Raw genomic sequence first — 22,083 nt, forward strand, 5'->3', positions numbered from 1 at the left:
CCAAAGGAGGACTGAGCCTTGTCAACCATTAAAGATCGCGCTTTAGCCTCAGATGGCCATAAGAAAATGGATTGGGTTGTCGGCCGCATGCCGGTATTAGGCGCCCTGCGTGAGCGTTATGCGAGTGAAAAGCCCTTTACAGACCAACGTATTGCCATCTCCTTACATCTTGAGGCGAAAACTGCCGTCTTGGCAGAATTGCTACATATCGGAGGAGCCACGGTAAGTATTACCAGCTCCAATCCTCTGAGTACTCAAGATGATGTGGCTGCAGCCCTTGCGGAACGGGGCGTGACGGTCCACGCTTTTCGTGGGGCCACTGACGAAGAATTCGACCGCTTGCACCAACGGGTCTTAGATTTGGAACCCACACTAATTATTGATGACGGCGGCGAATTAACCGACCGATTGCATTCGTCACGGTCATCATTGGCTGATCGTGTGAAAGGAGGAGCGGAAGAGACGACCACTGGTGTTACACGGTTGCGTGCGCTAGCCCGAGAAGGAAAACTGCGTTATCCGATGATTGCGGTCAATGATGCGGATATGAAGCATTTATTCGACAATCAGTATGGCACGGGGCAATCAACGTGGGATGGGATTATGCGCACGACAAACCTCTTGATTGCGGGGACAACCGTGGTCGTTGCAGGCTATGGCTGGTGTGGCCGTGGCGTCGCTGAACGGGCTCGGGGGCTTGGGGCTCGCGTCATTGTCACGGAGGTGAATCCGGTGCGGGCAAACGAGGCGCTTATGGATGGACACCAAGTGATGACGATGGATGAAGCGGCCGGCTATGGTGACTTCTTTGTGACGGTGACGGGCAACCGTGATGTCATTACGCCCTCACATTTCGCCAAAATGAAAACGGGCGCTGTCCTGGCTAACGCCGGGCATTTTGATGTCGAGGTGGATGTGAAGGGGCTGCGTGCTATGGCGGTTGAGACGATTCCTGGCCGCAATGCCAACGTAGAAGGCTTTCGTTTGCCGTCAGGTCAGACGGTGTGGTTGCTAGCAGAGGGCCGTTTGGTGAACTTAGCGGCGGGGGATGGCCATCCTGCGGAAATCATGGACTTAACCTTCGGATTGCAAGCGTTAGCGCTGGAGTATTTATTATCTCATCCCTTGTCGCCCGGTGTCTATCCAGTAGACCCTGATGTCGACCAATGGGTAGCCCGCATTCGCCTTAAGGCCCTAGGCATTGGCATTGATACGCTGACTCCTGAGCAACAAGCCTATACGGCATCATGGTAAGAGTGAGAACGATTCAGGAACGAGGTGAGCAGCAGTGAGGTACCGTATACAAGCGGACACCGTGATTACCGTGGATGATGCCTTTCATATTTTCCAGCCTGGTCAGGTCACATGGGACGGTCACGTTATTGTCAGTGTGGGTCCGCCTGAACTGGATACAAGTCGCGTGGACCAAGAGATTAATGTCTCTGGGGGCATCGTTATGCCTGGGTTTTATAACGGCCACAATCATGCGGCAATGACCTTATTGCGTGGACTGGCTGACGATAGTCCATTTTTTGAGTGGTTGGAACAGCATATTTGGCCACGTGAAGCTCGCCTAACGTCCGATGACATCTACGTAGGAACGTTACTGGCGGCGATTGAAATGATTAAGTCTGGCACGGTTGCATTTGCGGACATGTACTTCGAGATGGAAGCCGTGGCCCGCGCAACAGAAGAGAGCGGTATGCGAGGTTGGCTGAGTCGTGGGTTGGTTGGCAATGATGATTTGGACTTTGTCAAGCTCAACCAGAGTGTTGAATTTGTTGATGCATGGCGAGGGAAAGCGGAGGGCCGTATTGTGCCCATGCTGGGACCTCATGCTCCGTACACCTGTTCACCGGCTTATTTAGCCCGCGTGGGGCAAGTGGCCAAAGATCTCGGCGTGGGTATTCATATTCATTTAGCAGAAAGTCCTACAGAAGTTCAGCAAATGCAACAGCAATATGGACTGAGTCCCATCGGCGTTGCGTGGCAGGCAGGATTGTTTGAATCCCGGCTGCTGATTGCTCACGGGGTCCATATTCAGCCCGAGGATCTTGGGTACCTCACGGGCATGACTGGGGGGATTATTTCGTGTCCTATCAGCAATGCCAAGCTGGGTAATGGGATTATGCCCTATTCTTTGTTGTCAGCGCAAAGCGTGCCCGTCGGCTTGGGAACCGATGGGGCGGCATCAACTAACTCGCTGGACATGTTTCTCGAGATGAAAGCCATGGCATGGATGCAAAAGCTCGTTGAGGGCCGGCCTGAAGCCTTTAATGCCCGCACAGCCCTTACAATGGCGACGCGGCGGACCGCCGAGATTTTAGGGAGTACAGGTGGCGTTTTAGAACCGGGGCGCCCAGCGGACCTCATTGTGGTTGATGCAACGGCAGCGGCGATGACGCCAGAGATTGATCCCGTGGCCAACGTCGTCTATACGGCTACGGGATCCAATGTACTCTATACCGTGGTAAACGGGGAGATATTACTGGCGGATGGCTTATTAACCCGACTCGATGAACGGGCCATCATTCAAGAAGCGAAGCAACGTTTGCAGCATTTGTTTGCATAGAGCGACATTGTTAAGGATGGTGTTGGGGGTGGCCCGTGAATATTAACTGGGACGACAATCCGTGTTTTGTCTGCGGAATGCATAACGCCGTGGGGTTGCATGCGCATTTTCTGTATGATGCAGCCCAAAATCAGGTCCATTGTGCCTTAGCGGTTGACAAAATGTGGCAAGGTTTTGAAGGGGTGGTTCACGGGGGCATTATCGCCGGTCTCCTGGATGATGCCATGTGGCATGCGCTTTATCATGAGCACGATCTGGTGACGATGACAGCGCAACTAACTGTTCGCTACCGAAGGCCTGTGCCCATTGACACGTTGCTGAATATTTATGGGACCGTTACCCAATTTAATCGGCGGATTGTGCATACCAAGGCATGGATTGAGAGCTTCGGTGAGACGTTAGTGACAGCAGAAGGGGTTTTTATGCCACCCAAGGAACCGCCGCATGATTGACCCGTTTCATCTTTTTGAATATAGCGTGGTTTTGCACGTGCATTCGCAGTATTCAGATGGGACAGGAACGGTTGCGGACATTATTCAAGCAGGGCAGGCTGCGGGAGTGGATATCGTGATTTTGACCGACCATGACACCTTACAGCCACGCCACGACCGTTACGGAGAAGGGTATTATGGGCGCCTATTGTTTTTGGTTGGTGGTGAAATCACTCCTCAGCAAAACCATCTATTAGCCTTATTTGTTGACCAGTTACCGAACCCCGACCTCCCTTGGGGGGACATTGTTCAGGCGGTGAACCTTCGTGAGGGATTGTCTTTTGTTGCCCACCCGGTTGACCAGGGGAGTCCCTTTCTAAAATTACCCTCGTACCGGTGGACCGAGCGAGGAGTCAGGACGTTTACGGGGATTGAAGTGTGGAACCACTTATCCAGTTGGCTGCCATCGGTTACTAACACCCCGACCGCACTGAGAGCCATTTTGGATCCGTGGTGGCGTATACAAGGACCTGACCCAGAGGCGTTGCAATTGTGGGATGAACTCGGGCAGATGCAGCGAGTGGTTGGCATTGCTGGAGTGGATGCCCATGCCGCTCGCGTCGGCGGCAGACGCTTGGGTTTTACGGTGTTTCCTTATCTGGTGAGCTTCCAAACGCTTCGAACGCAGATCTATGTACCCCAGCCGTTAACGTATCATGATTTGGGTTTTGACCAGCAATTAATTTATGATGCCTTGAAGGAAGGGCGGGTGGCCCTGATGGCGTGCCGCGAGGGCACGGAAAAAGGGTTTCGCTTGTGGGCACAAACGTCCACCCATAAATGGCCGATGGGGAGTGAGGTCCCGTGGCAATCGGGACTTACCCTCAAAGCGACCAGTCCGGTTTTGGTTTCGTGGCGCGTATGGCATAACGGGATGCTGGCAGGAGACGGCGTAGGTTTGATTGGTGACTGGCCGATAACAGGGCCCGGTGTGTGGCGAGTAGAATTGCTCCGGGGCCGCAAGCAGCGGCCCTGGCTTTTTAGCAATCCGATTTATGTGCGAGAAGCCTAAAGTTGTCCGCCATAATGCCGGACGATATCGGCCACATTATTTCGGTCTTCAGCAGGGACCACAGCGGTCAACAACCATGCATCGGGTGCGATACCTTGGGTGCTCCATAAGTAGCTAGAGGCGCTATGAAGATTGGTTGTAAACATCCCGTGACCGTCATCCAAAGAGAGCATATTGTTTTGTGTGTCATAGGCGGATTGCGCGGGAATCGGGTCAATCTCCACCACATCAAAACCTTCTTCACGCAAGCGGGTTTGGCACTTTTGCGCATCTTCCATCCGCGAAAAAAATGCCAAGATGTTTTTGTCGTTCAATCGGGTCGCCTCCTTGTGCATGCTAGTGTGGTCATTATCGGGGGAATCTATAACCCATTCATCGAGGCATTGGACAATGTGCTAAGATAGGCCTACGGTTAATGAAGGACGGGATAGGGGTAGCATGCGAACAGATTTTGTGGTGTTGGATTTAGAAACCACGGGGCTTAATCCTGAAGGGGATCGCATTATTCAGGTGGCTATGCTACGTGAGATCAACGGTTGCGTCGAGCGTCTGGACTTTTTTGTCAATCCCGAACAACCCATACCGTCTTTTGTGAGACGATTGACCGGCTTTCAGGATATCGATTTTACTCTCTACCCTACGATTGACCACGTCATCAATGAGGTTAGGGCGTTTATCGGGGATCGGCCGGTTGTGGGCCATCAAATCAGTTTTGATTTAGCGTTTTTAGCTAAGGTCGGTGTGAGGGTTGTCGATGCCATTGACACATTGGAATGGGCGCGCATTGCTTTGCCCATTCAAAGCAGTTACCGTCTAGAAAGTTTAGCGCCGGAAGATCATGGATTTCATGATGCACGCAATGATGTCGAAGCAACGTATCACTTGGTCTACCGGATTCGTGAGGCTTTAAGCCAGTTACCCAAGGAAACACAGGCGGATTTGCGGTATCTATTGGGAAACGAGTGGGAATGGTGGGATGTGACCGACTCCGGGACAGCCTTTCATTCACCCCTGGATTTTCCCGTCGCCGAAGTGCCTCTGACGGGAGAATTACCTCAGATGGCCCACGGGTATAATGCTCACGATTGGTTAACGGAGCGGTCGCCTATTGGCAAGAGTTTTAGCGCTTTTGAGCGAAGGCCCTCACAAGAAACCATGTTGTCGGCAGTGGACCGGGCTTACGAGGACGGAACAATCCTGATGGTCGAGGCGGGAACCGGTACGGGCAAGAGCTTGGCATATTTAACGCCGGCGTTGTTAGCCTCTCTTGGGCGTGGAGAACGGACCGTTATTGCGACATATACATTGGCATTGCAAGAACAATTGTGGAATAAAGACTTACCCGTCGCCCAGCAGCATCTGCCGGTGCGTTCCGCGATGGTGAAGGGGCGTGGGCAATATATTTGTTTGCTCAAAGCCGATGAATTGCGACAAACCACGACGATGCTTAACGAATCGCGGGGGCGCCGTTTGGCATTAGCCAGACTACTGACATTTATTGCATTGACGGACCGTGGAGACTTTGACGCTTTCAATCCCTCGTCTCATGAGAGCAAACAATTGTGGCAAGATGTTTTGGCCGATCGCCATGCCTGCGCAGGTTCGCGTTGTGTCTATGCGGGATCGTGTTATATGCGTCTGGCCCGGCGTCAGGCCGAAACCAGTCACATTGTGGTCGTTAATCATGCGTTGCTGGCCGCCCACATGGCCACGCCAGGGGTTCTTCCAGACTTTGATCACGTCATCATTGATGAAGCGCATCATTTTAGTGATGTTGTGGAGCGCGCATTTGGGATGGATGTGAATATTGTAGATTTTACCCAGGTCTTAGGGGAAATGGTGGCTCATAATGGGCTCTTTGATCACTTGAAAGCTCATCCCGACTTATTTGGATTGGTGGAAACGGTACGGGATCAGGCCATGCAACTTAGAGATCGCTTGGCACGCGTGGAACAGGCCTTGCTGAGTCAAACCCCCCCGTCTGATTATGGGAGGCAGTCGGTGCGGGTGACGGAGGATCTCTACGCCCAATGGGCTGGTACCGGCATTGATTCGGCGATTCAATCGTTGCGGTACACACTCGCGGCGGTGGCGCAAGTGTCTCGCGACATTTGGGCGTCCGCTGAAGCGATATTAGGTGATGCCGTGAAGACTGATGCAGGCTGGCTAAGATTTCAGAAGTGGGCAGAAGATGTCTATGATTTTAGCATTCACATGGATCAGTGGGGGCCGCCTCAAGAGGCCGTTGTGAGCTGGTGGGAGGCCCGACGATTAGACACAGAGCCTCAGGTTACGTTGCGCCAAGGGCCTGTGGATGTGTCGAAGTTAGTGAATGACACCCTATGGGAGAAGGTCAAAACAGGCGTTTTAACGTCAGCAACGTTAAGTATTGCGGGCGATTTTCAATATATGGCGCGGACATTGGGGGTCCCGAAATCTCGTCTGCGGGCGATTCAGTTACCGTCGGCATTTGATTTGCGCCATAATAGCTGTTTGGCGATTCCCACTGACGCGCCAGATGTCAGTAATCCTCAGCATGTGCATGCGTTGGCACAATTTTTACTCGACGTGGTGCCCATTATTGAGGGAAGAACATTGGTGCTAACGACCTCACACAGGACGTTACGGGCGCTGGCCGATCTTATTCGTGATGAGTTGGAGGCTATAGGGATCATCACATTGGCGCAAGGGATTGATGGCCCTAGTGTGCGCTTAGTCTCTCAATTTAAGGAGACGCCGCGCTCTGTATTGATTGGGGCATCAGGTTTGTGGGAAGGCGTGGATGTGCCGGGCCCGGGTCTTTCCCTGGTGGTGATGACGCGGTTACCGTTTGGTGCCCCGGGCGAACCGCTCGAAGAAGCCCGGATGGAACGACTCCAAGCAGCTGGGAAATCAGCTTTTTACGCGCACACCTTGCCGAGAGCTGTATTGCGTTTCCAACAAGGCTTCGGCCGGCTATTGCGGACACGTCAGGACCGTGGAGTTGTTGTCGTCTTCGATCCACGTTTGATTACAAGTCGGTACGGAACCAAGTTTATTCAAGCGCTCGGGGGACCGCATCTTGAGACCCAGCCTCAAAGGGCTCTTGTGACGTGGATTAGGGAATTCTTTAAGGAGAAAGAAGGAGAGCAGGACCGTGAAATTTAACCGGATTCTTGTGACAAATGACGACGGCATTGGAGCGGAGGGCATTAAGCTGCTGACGGGCATGCTCAGTGCCGTGGCTCGGGTTTACGTGGTGGCGCCCGAATTAGAGCGCAGTGCCATGGGTCATGCTATCACGATGCACAAACCGTTGCACGCAACGCCCGTTGAAATAGAAGGCGCCACGCAAGCGTGGCGCATTAATGGAACACCCGCGGATTGCGCTAAATTGGGGGTGGAAGCGCTTTTGCCTACGCGGCCTGACCTCTTGCTGTCAGGCATTAACCATGGGTCCAATTTAGGACGGGATATTTATTACTCCGGGACCGTATCTGCCGCCATGGAAGGGATGTTTTTGGGCGTTCCCTCCATGGCTTTGTCTTATGCAGGAGATGATCGCGAGGGGCTAGAGTGGTCGGCTAGGTTTGTGAGATGGTGGGTGACCCAATCGAAATTTATTCAGCCCCCGAATGGCATGTTATACAATGTGAATTTTCCGCAATGGAATCATCAGCCTCCTCATCAGATGGTGTGGGTGAGATTAGGGCAGCGCAGGTATTCTAATGATTTCCACAAGCGTATTGATCCGCGCGGCCGTGCGTATTATTGGATGGCAGGAAGGCCGCACGACGCTATCCAGGAAACCGATACCGATGTGGGGGCATTGGCTGGGGGGATGATAACAGTGACACCGCTGCAAATGGATGCGACGGCCTATCCATTCATTGCGGACAAAGAGGCGTTACCTATTCCGTCTCAGCTTGGCGAAGGCTTGTGGCCATGATTGCCATCGTTTGATCAGGAGCAGATTGGCCGTCATACCAAGAAATGACTTGAACCATCAAACATCCGGTGGGGCTATCGTAGCGCACAATTAAGCCTGGGATAAAAACGTTCGCGACGGATTGGCTGTCTAAATGCTCCGTGCTATCTAGTACAAATACGCCATGTGCTACGGAGGGCCACAGTCCTCCTAGCTTTTCTTGAAATACACGAAGTGACAAGTCTGCGGCCACCTCAATGTGCCACCATGTGCGCGGCGCACCGCATGGCGTGACAATCATGTGGCAACTTGACCGGGAGCCTTTACCGCTTAATGGCTGGAATTGTTGGCGCCGTGCTGGGCACGCTTGTAGATGATGGGCCATGCCCGATTCCTGTCGAATCTTCTTGCAAAAATTACACTGTCCTAAACTGTCGTGGGCAATATTTAACTGAGGTCTCGCCATAAAATCTCCCCGCACGTAATCATAATTGTCATTTGAGTGTAACGTCTCAGATAAAGGCTGTCTAGGTGGGAAAAGGTTCCGCTATAACTTGTGTTAGTCGCGGACAGTCTAAAGACGAGGGGGGCTGATTATGGCTGAAGGCAAGAAACCAGTGGAACCAGGCTCAGAAGAGGCGTTAGATGACCTCAAAGAAGAGGTGGCGGAGGATTTAGGATTGGATGATGATATTCGGGAGCGGGGTTGGGGAAACATGACGACTCGCGAAGTCGGGAAAATTGGCGGGAACATGGTTCGTCGCCTTGTCAAAAGTGCCGAGCAACAGATGTCTAAGGAATAAACGTAAACGCCGGCTTAGGTCGGCGTTTTTTTTTTCGAAAATGTCGTCCTCGTCCTGTCATCGAACGGTTATACGCCGCGTAGGTTGTCTTAGGAGAGGAGACGAGGTCAAGTGAGCGTAGGCGTTATCTTGAGAGGCGTGTTAGCCGGTTTTGTGGCGGCAGCCCTAGTGGCTTTTATTTTAGCCTTAGTGGATTATAATACGACCCTAGCTGGCTCTGTATTGTCAATCTTGTTATGGGCCGCATTATTGGTGGTAACAGGAATCAGTGGATGGGTTGCAGGCCGAGGTGCTGAACATGCGGGGTGGATACACGGAAGTCTAGCGGCGTTGACACTCTTTTTGGTAGGGAAAGTAATCGGAGAAAACGTTCATGTGGGTCAGGGAGGCCCGTTATGGGTCGGACTGGTTGCGGCATTGATTGCGGGAATGATTGGCGGGATGTGGGGATATAGTATGCAATATTAGGCCGTCTGAATAAAATCTCGCTTTTGGTGCATTCTGGTAATTGAGGAGGATGCACAATGGCGGGAATCATTTCTTCAACCATGCTTTCAGCGGCTCTATCATTGTCCTTATTGGCGCCCAACACTATTCCGCAGAGTTGGATACAAGGACATGATCCTGTAGCGGTGGCAACAGTCCAAGCGCAGCTGGATGTATTGGGTTATAATGCCGGCCCTCTGACCGGTCAGGTCACCCCAAATTTTTACCATAGTGTTGCAAATTTTGTAACGCAATTCGGGATCGGTCCTAAGGCATCGTTCACGACGCAAGTTGCAGATATTGTCCATACCCTTCCGGCATTGCCCTCGTATGTATCGGGGGCGAGTGTGTTGGCTGTCCAGTCATGGCTTCAGGAGTGGAAGTTGTACCAGGGGGCCTTAAATGGGCGCATGTCACCGGCTCTTAGCCAATCGGTCAAAAAATTTCAAACGATTGCGGGATTGTCCGCGACCGGTGTCTTAAATGGACCAACGTTATCAGCGTTAGCGCATTTGGCTACTGTCCGCGTTGCGGCGCATAAAAGATGGACGTATGCGGCCCAGCCGGGTGATAAGATGCGCCTGTTGGCATGGGCAGCTGGCGTCCCCCTAAAGACGTTCGAAAGGGCTAATGCCGAACATGGAACTCTATTGTGGGTGGGGCAACCGGTTGTTTTTTATCCTAAAGTTTCGGCACACACCAACCCCATCCAAAAACCAGATAAGCGAGCCTCGTCACCCCGCGTTAAAATCCCGGCGCACAGGGATTTGAGCTCCGTTCAATCACAGCCCGCGGCTCAATCCTCCTCAGGATCCTCAACCCCCTCAACAGGGGTATTGAGCAATCTCCAACCCATTGCGGCGTTCGTGCTATATGATCCCCAAAAGGCGGTAATTCAAGCGCTATTATCGGCTCAAAAACGTTATCCTCATGCCCTGATTGATGTGGCAATCACTGGGGAGTGGGCCTTAACGCATACGCGTTTAATGAAAGCTTTGGCCAAATCAGGTAATGAAATCATCATGGACGGGTATTCAGGCGTCTCATTAAACACATTGCCCGATTGGGGCATACGCCAAGAAGTCACATGGTCAGTTAAAGCGCTCTCGCAAACGACCGGGCAGACGCCCGTATTTATCAGCCAATCGGTACCTTTTCAATCATCTGTCCTGGGCGAGATTAGCGCACAAAATGTTATTGCGCTCTCTCCTAGTGTTGTCGTAACCCAAAGTCATTGGGCGACGGTAATGGTACATGCCTTACTCGACCATCCTGAAGGTGTGGTGGGAAGTGTCTACGGTCCCCAATCGTCACAGGGCTGGGACAGGGTGTTCCAACGCTTAGCGACAGATCATTTTGTCTTTTTGACATTAGGGCAAGTGTGGGCGAATGGGGGATAATTTCATGATGGCCCGTACATATTACTCCCAGATGGCTAAGCACCATCTGGGAGGGTTGGATTCAAGATTTAGTCCGAGCGAGACGATAAGGATTCTTCGGCTTGGCGGATCATGACCTTCACCATGTTTCCGCCAATCTTGCCGCCAATACGTCCGAGTTGACGCGATGGCATATCGGCCCATCCTTTCGTGAGGATTTCATCAGTTAATCCTAAGTCTTCCGCCACTTCATATTTAAATTGATCGCGGATTTGGGGCGATAACAATGACGGTCCTTGCTTACGGCGCGCCATAATGCATTCCTCCCTTGTGGATTATTGATGACGTCATTAGTATGCCGAAAACACTCTTCGGGCATGTTAGGATGATCATGACACAACAAGCCACATTTCCCGGGCATAAGTTCCGATCCTTCTTTAATGTGTGGCGAACCTGCTATAATAATTTAAACAACGGCAAGAGACTGTAAGTGGAGGCGTCACGGATGAAGGTATCAGCAGACCATGAAAAACTTGTCGCGCTGGGGCAACGGCGGTTTAATGGGTTTACCCCATATCAAGTGGTTACATTTCTCAATCAAGTGTTAAAGGAGCGCGGTGTTATCTTCGGCCTGCGGCAGCTAGGGGAGGACAACGAGCTGACTATCTACGATATTACTGATAATGCCGGCCAGCCCTAAAATTGGAGTAGCCGCCGCCATTTTAAATCACCAGGGCGAACTCCTCATCGTGCAGCGTGGCCATCCGCCCGAACAAGGATTATGGGCCTTGCCTGGAGGCCGTGTGGAGTGGGGCGAATCGCTTGCCGGAGCCTTGTGTCGTGAGATTTCGGAAGAAGTGCATTTGCATATTGCTCCGGGACCGTTGTTGCATGTAGCAGAAATTGTGACGCCAACGGTCCATTTTATTGTGTTGGATTACGCGGCCACGGTGATTGGCCAGGAGAGTCTCCGCCCAGACTCAGATGCGCTGTCGGCGTGTTGGATTTCTCCCCAAGACATCGGTTCACGAGATTGGGCTGCAGGGATGAACCAGTTCTTTGCCTCAAAGGCCGTACGAGATTATTTATGTCTGTCAACTACCCCGCCCTGAAGGGCGGAGCTTGTGAGAGCAGGCTGGGTTGACCAGGGGCACGGTAACGTGCAGACCTTTGCAACAGGTCGGTAAGACCCACTCCGGGATGCTTCCTCAGTCCCGGACACTGGAAGGCAGGAATCATGCGGGCGAAAGGCAAAGCGCCGAAGGTTCCCGCCGCTACGGAAACGTAGGAGCCGGTTGCAAACAACCCCGAGGGGAGACCGCCGAAAGGCGGCGTCACAAGCGCCCGTAAGGGCTTTGTAGGAGGCAGGTAATGGCCGTTTTGGTATTGGATAAAAGAAAGAAACCACTCATGCCGTGCTCGGAGAAACGGGCGCGGCTGCTGTTGGAGCGTGGGCGGGCGCGGGTGCATCGCATGGTGCCTTTCACTATCCGGCTCGTGGACCGCTTGCAGGAAAATTCCACCTTGCAACCGGTACGTCTCAAGCTGGACCCCGGCAGCAAGACGACCGGCATGGCCCTCGTGCGGGAGACGGAGATGGTAGATGCAGAAACCGGCGAAATTTCCCGCAAGGCTGCGCTGCTGATGCTGCTGGAGTTGCAGCATCGAGGCCATGCTATCCGCGACGCCCTCACCCAGCGCCGAGCCTTTCGGCGGCGACGGCGCGGGAATCTGCGCTATCGTCCGACTCGCTTTGACAATCGCTCCAAGCCCGAAGGCTGGCTGGCTCCGTCCCTGCAGCACCGGGTCGATACGACGATGGCATGGGTGCGGAGACTGCTGCGCTGGTCGCCGGTCACGACGCTGTCGCAAGAATTGGTGCGGTTTGACACGCAGGCCTTGCAGAACCCTGAGATCAATGGGGCCGAGTACCTGCGCGGCGAGCTTTTCGGCTACGAAGTGCGCGAGTACCTGCTGGAGAAGTGGGGCCGCAAGTGCGCCTACTGCGACGCAGAGCATGTGCCCCTGACCATCGACCATATTCACCCCAGAAGCGCGGGCGGTTCCGATCGGGTATCGAATCTCACCCTGGGCTGCTTTCCCTGTAACCAGCGCAAGAGTAACCGGGACGTGGCCGAGTTCCTGGCGCACGATCCCCAGCGTCTGGCCCGCATCGGGGCCCAACGCAAGGCGCCTCTCAAGGATGCCGCTGCCGTCAACAGCACCCGCTGGGCACTCTGGCGGCAACTGGTGGCTACCGGCCTCGATGTCGAGGTCGGCACCGGCGGCAGGACGAAGTACAACCGCCACCGCTTGCAGGTGCCAAAGGCGCACTGCCTCGACGCTGCTTGCGTGGGGCACGTCGATGTTCTTGAAAGTTGGCAGCAACCCGTCTTGGCCATCAAGGCCACGGGGCGCGGTAGCTACCAGCGCACGCGCCTGAACCGGTACGGCTTTCCTCGCGGCTATCTTACCCGCAGCAAAAGCGCCTTTGGTTTCCAGACCGGCGATCTGGTCAAGGCGGTGGTCACCAAGGGTAAGAAAGTCGGCACCTACATGGGCCGCGTTGCGATCCGTGCCCGCGGCAGTTTCAACATCCAGGGCGGAAACGGGTTGATACAAGGCATCCATCACCGATTCTGCGCGTTGCTCCAGAGGGCAGACGGGTATGGATATTTCTGGACCAAGATAGCATTGGACAAAGGAGAGGCGGGAATGGGGCGGTCTTCGACCGCCGCGCTATCCCTGCCCGGCGTGAACGCCGGGGTTTCCCGCGCAACCTGATGAATTTAAAATGGGCCATGGCTGCGGCGGCATTACTCATGATACTCTCCGGGTGTGGCTCGAATAACTACTTAGTGCCTCCAGGAGCTCACGCGAATAATGGTCAGATTGCGGCTGACCAGCAAGCGGTTGAAGAGCGGTACCAGGCCTTGCAGTTTAACTTGCAGCGGGCGGTAGCCACCGAAGAAAGTGCGTTGGTGAAAGACCCGACTTGGGCAGCCGGGTATAGTCGTCTGGGGCAGCTTTTCTGGGATGCGGATCAACCTCATGCTGCACTGAAAGAAGCGCAGCGAGCATGTGCTTTGGCCCCCAAGAGCCAGACCTATTGGAATAATTTAGGGGAAATGGCCGTGAGTATGCAGCAGTGGTCATTGGCACGCCATGCCTATCACCATACTTTGCACTTAGACCCCGCTAATTGGCAAGCCATGGTGGGACTAGGGCAAATTGCTGTGGCTTTGCATCAATGGAATAATGCCCGGGTTCTTGCTGACAAGGCATTAGCGGTAGCGGGACCACAAGGTCCCATTTACGTGTTATTTGGTGAAGTCGCTCAAAATGCCAATGACTGGACGACAGCGGCGACGTATTATCGCAATGCGATTGCTGCGAATCCCGCCTGGTGGGAAGGTTATTATGACATGGCGATTGTCGACGTGCATTGGGGTGAAATCGCTCAAGCCGAAAGTAATATTCGCCAAGCATTGCACGACAATCCCGACAGTGCGGCACCGTGGATCTTACTGCAGTCTTTGCCTCAGACCAGTTCCACCCGCCCATAATCACCCAAGCGGGTGAAGGAGGAAAAAGTTTATGGTGCGCGCTGAACGTGTGATTTTGGTGGGGACGGCTGATAAAGGGGAAAGTGCTAGACGCCGTGGATTGCAAGAGCTGGATGAATTAGCATTGTTAGTGGAACAAGCAGGCGGCGAGGTTGTTGACCGATATTTGCAGGCGCGAGACAATCCCGAGGTAGGGCTGGGGCCGGGAGCATTGCAGGAAGTCGCGCAAAGAGCCTTAGAATTAGACAGTGGGGTCGTCGTCTCTAATGACGATTTGGCTTTCGCTGGCTTATATACAGCGATTAGTCACGCCTTAGAGGAATTTTTCATCGACCAGTGGCTCTTTGTGCCTTGGAATGATGCCGTCGTATGGAAACGCATATATCAAGAAGCGACCATCATTGCGCGGCATGATACGGAAGATGGATCCCGCATGCTGATTCGTGCGCCGCGTGCGGTTTTGCCAGGGCTCATCCATCTTTCGGATGACCTCTAAGGAACTTGCTTTTTACTCCAGGTCTTCATGTTGACATGATATATTGGAACAATAGTGTTTGTCACATATTGTGAGGAAGGGGTAGGAACTATGGCGTCCCCCAAGTTTTATATTCGAACCTACGGGTGTCAAATGAATGAACGAGACTCGCAAATTATGGCGGGGCAATTACAGCAGATGGGCTATGAGCGAGCCGACAAAGAAACGTCGGCTGATCTCATCATTGTCAATACATGTGCTGTTCGAGGGAGCGCAGAGGAGCACGCTTTCGGTTATATTGGGCAGTTAAAGCAGTTGAAGGACGAGAAGCCGCAGATGCGCCTTGCAGTGGCGGGGTGCATGTCTCAAGAACCGGGAACGGTCGCTTGGCTCAAAAAGCATGCGTCCCATGTGGATTTGGTCTTTGGTACGCATAACTTGCATGAGCTGCCCAAATTATTGGACGAAGTGGAGCAGCACGATGAAATGGTGGTCGACGTTTGGAAAAGTGCGGGTGAGGTTGTTGAACACTTGCCGTCGCAGCGTGCTGAAGGTGTGCAGGCCTTTGTCAATATCATTTACGGATGTGACAAGTTTTGCACGTATTGCATTGTGCCGTTCACACGTGGAAAAGAACGTTCGCGTGAAGTCGCTGCTATTGTGGAAGAAGTGCAGTCGTTGGCCCGAGAAGGGTACCAGGATATTACGGTGCTGGGCCAAAATGTCAACTCTTATGGCCATGACTTAAATCCCGCGGTAGATTTAGGCGACTTATTACAGGAACTGGAAAAGATTGATGGTGTGCGGTGGTTGCGGTACACCACGTCACACCCGCGTGACTTTAGTTCGCGCTTGATTGAAGTGATTGCGGCGAGTGAAAAGATTACTCACCATGTTCATTTGCCTGTGCAGGCCGGTTCGAATGCCATCTTGAAACGTATGAATAGGAAGTACACCCGTGAGCACTATTTGGATCTAATTGATCAAGTTAAGCGGGCGATTCCTGATGTCACGCTGACCACCGATATTATTGTTGGCTTTCCTGGCGAAACCGAAGAAGATTTTGAACAAACCTTGGACCTTGTTCGCACGGTGCGATATGATGCGGCCTTTACGTTTTTGTATTCGCCTCGGGAGGGAACGCCAGCTGCACGGTGGGAAGGGCGCGATCCTGTCCCCAATCCTGTAAAAAAGGAGCGCTTAAACCGATTGATGGAGCTTCAGTATCAAATTAGCTGGGAGGCTAATCAACGGTTGATCGGACGCACGGAGTTGGTGTTAATCGAGGGGCTAAGTAAAAAGAATCCGAACGTGTGGGCGGGGCGGACGCAATCTAATAAGGTGGTATTAGTTGCCCGAGATCCCGCCGAGGACTTAATTGACCGTTTCGTGCCCGTAAAAATCACGGAGGCCAAAACGTTCTATTTAGCGGGTCAAGTAGCGGGAAAGCCCGTTTCTGATGTATCGCCTAGGCGCCGGGTTGAACTGCCGCTCGTATAACACGTTGCGGGACGAAAGAGGGGAACTTTCGTGGCATCGACTTACAAACGCAGGACACCCGAGGAGATCCTTGAAGATATTCGGCGCATGAGTCGTGGTCGGCATCGGGTCTATTTGGGTGCGGCACCGGGAGTGGGAAAAACCTTTACCATGTTGGGAGATGCCCATATCGCCCTGGACCAGGGCATTGACGTGGTTATTGGGATTATCGACACACACGGCCGCGAAGAAACGCAGGAGCTCACCCAGGGCATCGAAGCGGTTCCCCTTGCTAAGGGGACCTATAAGGGGCTTGAGGTCGGGGAATTAGATGTAGCCGCGGTGATGGCGCGAGGACCTGATGTCGTCTTGGTGGATGAGTTGGCTCATACCAATGCCGATAATTGCAAAAATCGCAAACGCTACCAAGATGTTGAAGACTTATTAGCAGCTGGTATTAATGTCTGGTCGACATTAAATATTCAGCACTTGGAGTCGCTTAATGATACCGTTCGGCAGATCACAGGCATTCGCGTCCGCGAGACCGTCCCCGATTACATTGTTCGCGAAGCAAATGAAATCCGTCTCGTGGATTTAACACCGGAGGCGCTCATTGAACGGCTAAAACGTGGAAAAGTTTATCAAGGACGCCGGATTGACCAAGCGTTGCAAAACTTTTTCCGGACGGGAAATTTGACGGCACTGCGTGAATTGGCTTTACGGGCGGTCGCCGATGACACCGATGACCGTCTAGAAACGTATATGAATCGGCACGCTATTGAGGGACCCTGGCCTACCCATGATCGCATCATGGTGGCGGTGACGCCCTCTCCGAACGGTGCGCGTTTGCTGCGCCGTGGCTACCGCATCGCGCAGCGATTGAAGGGAGAATTTTATGTGGTCATCGTGCGTCCTGCGGACGGCAGTCAGTTTCCCACAAAGGACGAACAGGCATTGGCGTCGCATATTAACTTGGCCAAGCAGTTAGGAGCGCAAGTCTTTGAGTTGCGAGACAATAACGTTCCTCGGGCGATTGTCAATTTTGCACGGGAACACCATGTGACAGAAATTGTCATGGGAGAATCGTTGCGGACACGGTGGCAAGAGCTCTTTAAGGGGTCGGTCATCAACGAAGTTTTGCGACAAACGAGCAATATTGATATTCTCGTGGTAGGACACGAACGTGATCATGACTAGAAGGGCTGATCACGTTCGTGTCTTATGATATTACCGATATTACTGAGTCGATGTCCATCATGTGATCTGGCGGTGTTGCGGTGATACAGGTGCCATGGCGCTGGCTTTCTTTCCAGAGGATGACGTTTTAGGTTTAGGAGCCGCCTTTAGAGCCTTGGCTACACGGTTCCACCATTGGGCATCTTCGTATCCGACGCGCCAGAATCCGACTCCCCCTAGGTGATCCTTTTCCGCGAGCTTAATCCGGTCCACTGCGCCTCGGTCATTGACGAACCATAAGGTGTACTTCACGCCATTTTGCGTATAGTTATCATACGCTTCTTTATCCGTGGGATCCCACGTATAGGTACCATATTTGTGTTGGTACATGATTTTCAATGGAATGGTGGTAGCTTTCGTAGATCCCGCTTTCCACAAATAGCCGTAATCGGCAATGCCCAGATATAATTTCGACGGTTTGATGCCTGTTTTCAGTGCTAAGTCAATACTCTTCTTGACCCATGGATAGGGACTCACCGGACCTGGGGCGGTGCCATTACTATGCAAATCGTACGCCATTAAGACCATGCTGTTAACGTCGGCCGACAAGGCTTTAAGATCATATGCCCCCGATTGCCCAGTTCCTGCGGTCAGCGGGACGACGGACATGGAAATAGAAACATTTTTGGGCATTTTTGCATGCAACTCGTTCATAAAATCGACGAGAAGCGGGCGGTCAGCGGCTTTGAGTTTCTGAAAATCAATTTGTACGCCAGGGTAGTGATTGTCCGTGACAATCTTGACAATTTGATCCACGGCCTGTGTTCGCAATGCGGCGGTTGAGAGCATGCCATCAGTACCCATATAGTTGTTAAACAAGGGCATCAGCGGCAAATGGGCTTGTTTTGCTAATGTCGCGGCATTCCCTTCAGGTTTGGCAATGACTGTTCCTTGCGACGTGACTTCGTACCAAAATGGGGAAAGATACGTCACCAATGATGGATGGGCTTTAACAAACGTGAAGGGATTAGGACTGACATGGGCCATGGTTTGATCATAAAAGGCAATGACTTTGAGTTCTCCAGGACCGGTCGTAGCCCCGCCCGTTGCCGCCTTTTTCACGGTTGTCGCTGCTTTATTGGCGGATTTTCGTGTGGCTTGCGTGGCTTTTTTTACGGGTGCCGGCTTTTGGGGTTCGGCAGACAGACCGCATCCTCCAATGAGAATGCTTGCGGACCCTAAAGTGGTGAACAGTTTAATAGTGCGCTTGTTCATGCTGTGCCTCCTTTGGCTGTGGAACACATAGTCCGACGGGACAAATTGCAGTTCTATTATGAGTCGCATCGTTAAGGGCCATACTGGAAGTGTTAGGGAAGGTTGGAGGCAAATGGGGTGGAGCGTGAAAAAGTTTTGGCTAGGTGTTCTAGCAGGGGCCATGGTGACTTTGGGGACAGAGGTCAGCTGGCTTGTCACGGGCGGGGTGCACATTACCTTGCCAGTATCTATTGTGTCGCAAGCGCTGACACAGAGCCTCCAAGGAATCCAAAGGTCGCAGTGGAAGGCGATGGGGAATACAGTGGAACAACATATGCGTCCGGAATTAGTGCGTTCTGTTAATAAAATCGTCGGAACGGTCCATATTCAGGTCGATGGCCTTAACGTGGGCATTAATCCACGTAACGAACAGCGCTTGCGCGAACGGTTGCTTTCCGAAATGAGCCAGGCCGTGACCGCCTATCTCACTCAAGGTGGTGGGCACGTCGCGCTCGCTATCGATCTCGAGAAGGTATTTTTGTCCCATCCGCAAGAAATTTTCCTGACTGAACGGGTGGGACCGTTGACGGTACCGGTCTTCGTGACGATTCCCTAACCTTGTCGTAATTCGCTAATTGTGCTATAATTCGCTAGGATTTTTTACCACACACGCTGTTCTTTTCCCTGGTGTTGATCAAAAGCGATAGGAGCAGCGGAGGATAAAACCAGGAGGTATATGATGGCTGTCATTTCGATGAAGCAACTGCTAGAAGCGGGCGTGCACTTCGGTCACCAAACCCGGCGTTGGAACCCCAAAATGAAACCCTACATTTTTACAGAACGAAACGGGATTTACATCATTGATTTGCAAAAGACTGTTCGCAAAGTGGATGATGCCTATAATTTCGTTCGCCAAATCGGCGCAAGCGGCGGCCGTATGCTGTTCATTGGGACAAAAAAGCAAGCCCAAGAAGCTGTCGCGGAAGAGGCTCAACGTTCTGGAGATTATTATGTCAATCAACGATGGCTTGGTGGGATGTTAACCAATTTTGACACCATTAAAAAACGCGTCAAACGGTTGGCAGAATTGAAGGAACAAGAAGCCTCGGGCCAGTGGGACCGTCTGCCGAAGAAAGAAGTCAGTATGTTAACCCGGCAGAAAGAGAAGCTTGAAAAATATTTGGGTGGCATTGAAGGGATGACGCAACTGCCGGCAGCGGTTTTTGTTGTGGATCCTCGCAAAGAACACATTGCGGTCACGGAAGCGCGCAAACTGGGCATTCCTATTGTCGGCATTGTGGACACCAACTGTGATCCCGACGAAATTGATTACATCATTCCCGGTAATGACGACGCCATTCGAGCTGTAAGATTGTTGACGGCCAAAATGGCTGATGCGCTGATTGAGGGTCGTCAAGGTGGAGTTGCTGAAGAAGAAGTTGCTGAAGCCCAGTAAGCATGCCTAATATGATGGGACCAGAGGGCGACCGTAAGGTCGCTCTCATTACGAGGAGGATACTCTGTGATACCCGCAAGTGATGTTAAGAAACTCCGCGAACAAACCGGCGCCGGCATGATGGAGTGCAAAAAGGCTCTGGAGCAAGCGGACGGAGATTTTGCCCGCGCCGTCGATATTTTACGCGAGCGGGGCCTGGCTCAGGCGGCCAAGAAGGCCGGCCGCGATGCTAACGAGGGATTGATTGAGAGCTATATTCACCTCCAAGGTCGCATAGGGGTGTTGCTCGAAATCAATTGTGAAACAGATTTCGTGGCCAATACTCCTGACTTTCACAACTTGGCGCATGACATTGCGATGCATATTGCAGCCGCTAATCCGCGTGTTGTGAGCCGTGATCAGGTATCAGCTCAAGACATTGAACATGAGCGGCAAGTGTTAATGGCGCAAGCGCAGAATGAGGGTAAACCCGCCGCCATTGTCGAGAAAATGGTCGAGGGGCGACTAGAAAAATTTTATAAAGAGATTTGTCTCTTAGATCAGCCGTATGTGAAGAATCCCGATGTAACGATTGACCAATTATTGAAAGAGCATATTGCCCGGTTGGGAGAACATATTGTGGTTCGCCGGTTTGCTCGGTTTGAGCGCGGTGAAGAACTCCCAGGAGTACCAGTTTAAATGCTTTGAAGGAGGGGGCGGGAGCGTCCCCTCCTATCTTGGCGTTATATGGAGGAAATACAATGGCTGATCAGCCCAAATATCACCGTATTGTACTTAAGCTGTCTGGGGAAGCCTTGGCGGGTGCTGCTGGATATGGAATTGATCCGATTGTTGTCGATAGTATTGCCCGACAAATCAAGGACGTGTTAAGTTTAGGTGTGCAGATTGCGGTTGTTGTCGGGGGAGGCAATATTTGGCGAGGTCTCTCGGGTTCCTCTAAAGGCATGGACCGCGCAACGGCTGATTATATGGGCATGTTGGCTACCGTTATTAATGCGCTGGCGTTAATGGACGCATTGGAAAAACACGGTGTTCCCGTTCGGGTACAGACCGCCATCGAGATGAAAGAGGTTGCTGAGCCCTATATTCGGCGTCGGGCGATTAATCACCTCGACAAAAATCGTGTGGTGATATTTGCTGCAGGCAACGGAAATCCGTATTTTTCTACGGATACAACGGCGGCTCTGCGCGCGGCGGAAATTGAAGCCGATGTGATGTTGAAGGCAACTAAAGAGTCTGGGGTATACGATGCTGATCCGCGCACGAATCCGGAAGCTAAGAAACTAGATGAAATTGGTTACCTAGATATTTTGAAAGAAAACTTACGGGTGATGGACGCGACGGCTACCTCTTTATGTATGGACAACGACATTCCGATTGTGGTGTTTAACATGAATCAATTTGGTAACATCCGCAAAGTCGTGTTAGGTGAACCGATTGGGACGTTTGTGAGGAGCGAACATCGTGGTTAAAGACATTCTGTCCGACGCAGAAAGCAAAATGACAAAAACGGTGGAATCCTTTGAGAGAGATTTATCGTCGATGCGTGCTGGGCGTGCGCATCCGGGTCTGCTTGAAAAGATTCCGGTGGATTACTATGGGGCGATGACCCCCATTCAGCACCTGGCCGCTATTTCTGTCCCGGAATCGCGCATGCTGGTTGTGCAACCTTTTGACCCGAGTGTGATGTCGGCCATTGAAAAAGCTATCATTAAGGCAGACATTGGGGTGTCGGTGAGATCAGATGGTCCCATGCTGCGGGTAAGCGTGCCGGCCTTGACCGAAGAACGGCGCAAGGACTTAGTGAAACAATTACGTCGTCTTTTGGAAGAGGAAAAGGTGGCCATTCGTAATATTCGACGGGACGCACTGGAAAGTCTCAAGGCCGAGCAAAAAGACCACACTATTACGGAAGACGACGAACGCCGTGGTCAGACCGAGGTTCAAAAACTTACGGATCGCTTTATTAAGGAGTTGGATGTGTTAGCGGAGCATCGCGAAAAGGATATTTTAACTCCTTAACGAAG

The 22,083-nt window shown here is 52.3% G+C and carries 25 protein-coding genes; 21 read left to right on the top strand and 4 right to left on the bottom strand.

Annotation, left to right across the window (positions count from 1 at the left end):
- The first annotated feature begins 18 nt into the window (after positions 1-18).
- From ORD20_RS14615 to ORD20_RS14630, 4 genes are read left to right on the top strand one after another with little or no spacing between them, the layout of a single operon-like run.
- A complete protein-coding gene (locus ORD20_RS14615) occupies positions 19-1,254 on the top strand; it encodes an adenosylhomocysteinase (RefSeq protein WP_103375427.1) in 1,236 nt (411 codons plus the stop codon).
- A gap of 34 nt (positions 1,255-1,288) precedes the next feature.
- Positions 1,289-2,572, top strand: coding sequence for an amidohydrolase family protein (locus ORD20_RS14620; RefSeq protein ID WP_103375428.1), 1,284 nt, complete (start codon positions 1,289-1,291; stop codon positions 2,570-2,572).
- A 35-nt stretch (positions 2,573-2,607) separates the two neighbouring features.
- Complete coding sequence (locus ORD20_RS14625; RefSeq protein WP_242968491.1) at positions 2,608-3,024, top strand: PaaI family thioesterase; 417 nt, start codon at positions 2,608-2,610, stop codon at positions 3,022-3,024.
- A complete protein-coding gene (locus ORD20_RS14630; protein ID WP_103375429.1) occupies positions 3,017-4,075 on the top strand; it encodes a CehA/McbA family metallohydrolase in 1,059 nt (352 codons plus the stop codon). Before ORD20_RS14625 ends, ORD20_RS14630 begins: the two co-directional genes overlap by 8 nt.
- Here ORD20_RS14630 and ORD20_RS14635 read toward each other — a convergent pair.
- Positions 4,072-4,389 (bottom strand): hypothetical protein, encoded by a 318-nt coding sequence (locus tag ORD20_RS14635; protein WP_103375430.1) that lies wholly within the window; start codon positions 4,387-4,389, stop codon positions 4,072-4,074. The genes ORD20_RS14630 and ORD20_RS14635 overlap by 4 nt on opposite strands.
- A gap of 124 nt (positions 4,390-4,513) precedes the next feature.
- Between ORD20_RS14635 and ORD20_RS14640 the strand changes: the two genes are divergently transcribed.
- A complete protein-coding gene (locus ORD20_RS14640) occupies positions 4,514-7,222 on the top strand; it encodes a helicase C-terminal domain-containing protein (RefSeq protein ID WP_103375431.1) in 2,709 nt (902 codons plus the stop codon).
- Complete coding sequence (gene surE / locus ORD20_RS14645) at positions 7,212-8,003, top strand: 5'/3'-nucleotidase SurE (protein WP_103375432.1); 792 nt, start codon at positions 7,212-7,214, stop codon at positions 8,001-8,003. Before ORD20_RS14640 ends, surE begins: the two co-directional genes overlap by 11 nt.
- Here surE and ORD20_RS14650 read toward each other — a convergent pair.
- Positions 7,966-8,448, bottom strand: a complete 483-nt coding sequence (locus tag ORD20_RS14650; protein ID WP_146039038.1) for a hypothetical protein — start codon at positions 8,446-8,448, stop codon at positions 7,966-7,968. The two genes, surE and ORD20_RS14650, sit on opposite strands and share 38 nt — an antisense overlap.
- Positions 8,449-8,578: 130 nt before the next feature.
- Here ORD20_RS14650 and ORD20_RS14655 point away from each other — a divergent pair, with 130 nt between their 5' ends.
- From ORD20_RS14655 to ORD20_RS14665, 3 genes are all read left to right on the top strand, one after another.
- Entirely contained in the window at positions 8,579-8,785 is a 207-nt protein-coding gene (locus ORD20_RS14655) for an alpha/beta-type small acid-soluble spore protein (protein WP_103375434.1), read from the top strand.
- A gap of 111 nt (positions 8,786-8,896) precedes the next feature.
- Positions 8,897-9,253 (top strand): TIGR04086 family membrane protein, encoded by a 357-nt coding sequence (locus ORD20_RS14660; protein ID WP_103375435.1) that lies wholly within the window; start codon positions 8,897-8,899, stop codon positions 9,251-9,253.
- Between the two features lie 56 nt (positions 9,254-9,309).
- Entirely contained in the window at positions 9,310-10,671 is a 1,362-nt protein-coding gene (locus tag ORD20_RS14665; protein ID WP_103375436.1) for a peptidoglycan-binding protein, read from the top strand.
- 68 nt (positions 10,672-10,739) lie between these two features.
- Here the strand turns inward: ORD20_RS14665 and ORD20_RS14670 are convergent, their stop codons facing one another.
- Positions 10,740-10,964, bottom strand: coding sequence for an alpha/beta-type small acid-soluble spore protein (locus ORD20_RS14670; protein ID WP_103375437.1), 225 nt, complete (start codon positions 10,962-10,964; stop codon positions 10,740-10,742).
- A 191-nt stretch (positions 10,965-11,155) separates the two neighbouring features.
- Between ORD20_RS14670 and ORD20_RS14675 the strand changes: the two genes are divergently transcribed.
- From ORD20_RS14675 to ORD20_RS14705, 7 genes are all read left to right on the top strand, one after another.
- Positions 11,156-11,350: a DUF4264 family protein gene (locus tag ORD20_RS14675; RefSeq protein ID WP_103375438.1), complete on the top strand. Its 195-nt coding sequence runs from the start codon at positions 11,156-11,158 to the stop codon at positions 11,348-11,350.
- Complete coding sequence (locus ORD20_RS14680) at positions 11,334-11,762, top strand: NUDIX hydrolase (RefSeq protein WP_103375439.1); 429 nt, start codon at positions 11,334-11,336, stop codon at positions 11,760-11,762. The genes ORD20_RS14675 and ORD20_RS14680 overlap by 17 nt, the downstream gene beginning before the upstream one ends.
- A gap of 259 nt (positions 11,763-12,021) precedes the next feature.
- A complete protein-coding gene (gene iscB / locus ORD20_RS14685) occupies positions 12,022-13,434 on the top strand; it encodes an RNA-guided endonuclease IscB (RefSeq protein ID WP_103375440.1) in 1,413 nt (470 codons plus the stop codon).
- Complete coding sequence (locus tag ORD20_RS14690) at positions 13,434-14,216, top strand: tetratricopeptide repeat protein (RefSeq protein WP_103375441.1); 783 nt, start codon at positions 13,434-13,436, stop codon at positions 14,214-14,216. Before iscB ends, ORD20_RS14690 begins: the two co-directional genes overlap by 1 nt.
- A gap of 31 nt (positions 14,217-14,247) precedes the next feature.
- Positions 14,248-14,712 carry a hypothetical protein gene (locus tag ORD20_RS14695; protein ID WP_430626298.1) on the top strand — a complete coding sequence of 155 codons (465 nt, stop codon included), beginning with the start codon at positions 14,248-14,250 and terminating at the stop codon, positions 14,710-14,712.
- 90 nt (positions 14,713-14,802) lie between these two features.
- Entirely contained in the window at positions 14,803-16,191 is a 1,389-nt protein-coding gene (miaB, locus tag ORD20_RS14700) for a tRNA (N6-isopentenyl adenosine(37)-C2)-methylthiotransferase MiaB (protein WP_103375443.1), read from the top strand.
- Positions 16,192-16,221: 30 nt separating this feature from the next.
- Positions 16,222-17,367 (top strand): universal stress protein, encoded by a 1,146-nt coding sequence (locus ORD20_RS14705; protein WP_103375444.1) that lies wholly within the window; start codon positions 16,222-16,224, stop codon positions 17,365-17,367.
- 57 nt (positions 17,368-17,424) lie between these two features.
- Here the strand turns inward: ORD20_RS14705 and ORD20_RS14710 are convergent, their stop codons facing one another.
- Entirely contained in the window at positions 17,425-18,621 is a 1,197-nt protein-coding gene (locus tag ORD20_RS14710) for a glycosyl hydrolase family 18 protein (protein WP_173677090.1), read from the bottom strand.
- Between the two features lie 112 nt (positions 18,622-18,733).
- Here ORD20_RS14710 and ORD20_RS14715 point away from each other — a divergent pair, with 112 nt between their 5' ends.
- The 5 genes from ORD20_RS14715 to frr all read left to right on the top strand — a co-directional run bounded on the left by ORD20_RS14715 (position 18,734) and on the right by frr (position 22,078).
- Entirely contained in the window at positions 18,734-19,216 is a 483-nt protein-coding gene (locus ORD20_RS14715; RefSeq protein ID WP_103375445.1) for a hypothetical protein, read from the top strand.
- A 123-nt stretch (positions 19,217-19,339) separates the two neighbouring features.
- Positions 19,340-20,056 carry a 30S ribosomal protein S2 gene (gene rpsB / locus ORD20_RS14720; protein ID WP_103375446.1) on the top strand — a complete coding sequence of 239 codons (717 nt, stop codon included), beginning with the start codon at positions 19,340-19,342 and terminating at the stop codon, positions 20,054-20,056.
- Positions 20,057-20,122: 66 nt separating this feature from the next.
- A complete protein-coding gene (gene tsf, locus ORD20_RS14725) occupies positions 20,123-20,734 on the top strand; it encodes a translation elongation factor Ts (protein ID WP_103375447.1) in 612 nt (203 codons plus the stop codon).
- 62 nt (positions 20,735-20,796) lie between these two features.
- Positions 20,797-21,528, top strand: coding sequence for a UMP kinase (pyrH, locus tag ORD20_RS14730; protein ID WP_103375448.1), 732 nt, complete (start codon positions 20,797-20,799; stop codon positions 21,526-21,528).
- Positions 21,521-22,078 (top strand): ribosome recycling factor, encoded by a 558-nt coding sequence (frr, locus tag ORD20_RS14735; RefSeq protein WP_103375449.1) that lies wholly within the window; start codon positions 21,521-21,523, stop codon positions 22,076-22,078. The genes pyrH and frr overlap by 8 nt, the downstream gene beginning before the upstream one ends.
- Positions 22,079-22,083 lie beyond the last annotated feature (5 nt).

Source organism: Sulfobacillus thermotolerans (genome assembly GCF_039623705.1).
GTDB classification, from domain to species: domain Bacteria; phylum Bacillota; class Sulfobacillia; order Sulfobacillales; family Sulfobacillaceae; genus Sulfobacillus; species Sulfobacillus thermotolerans.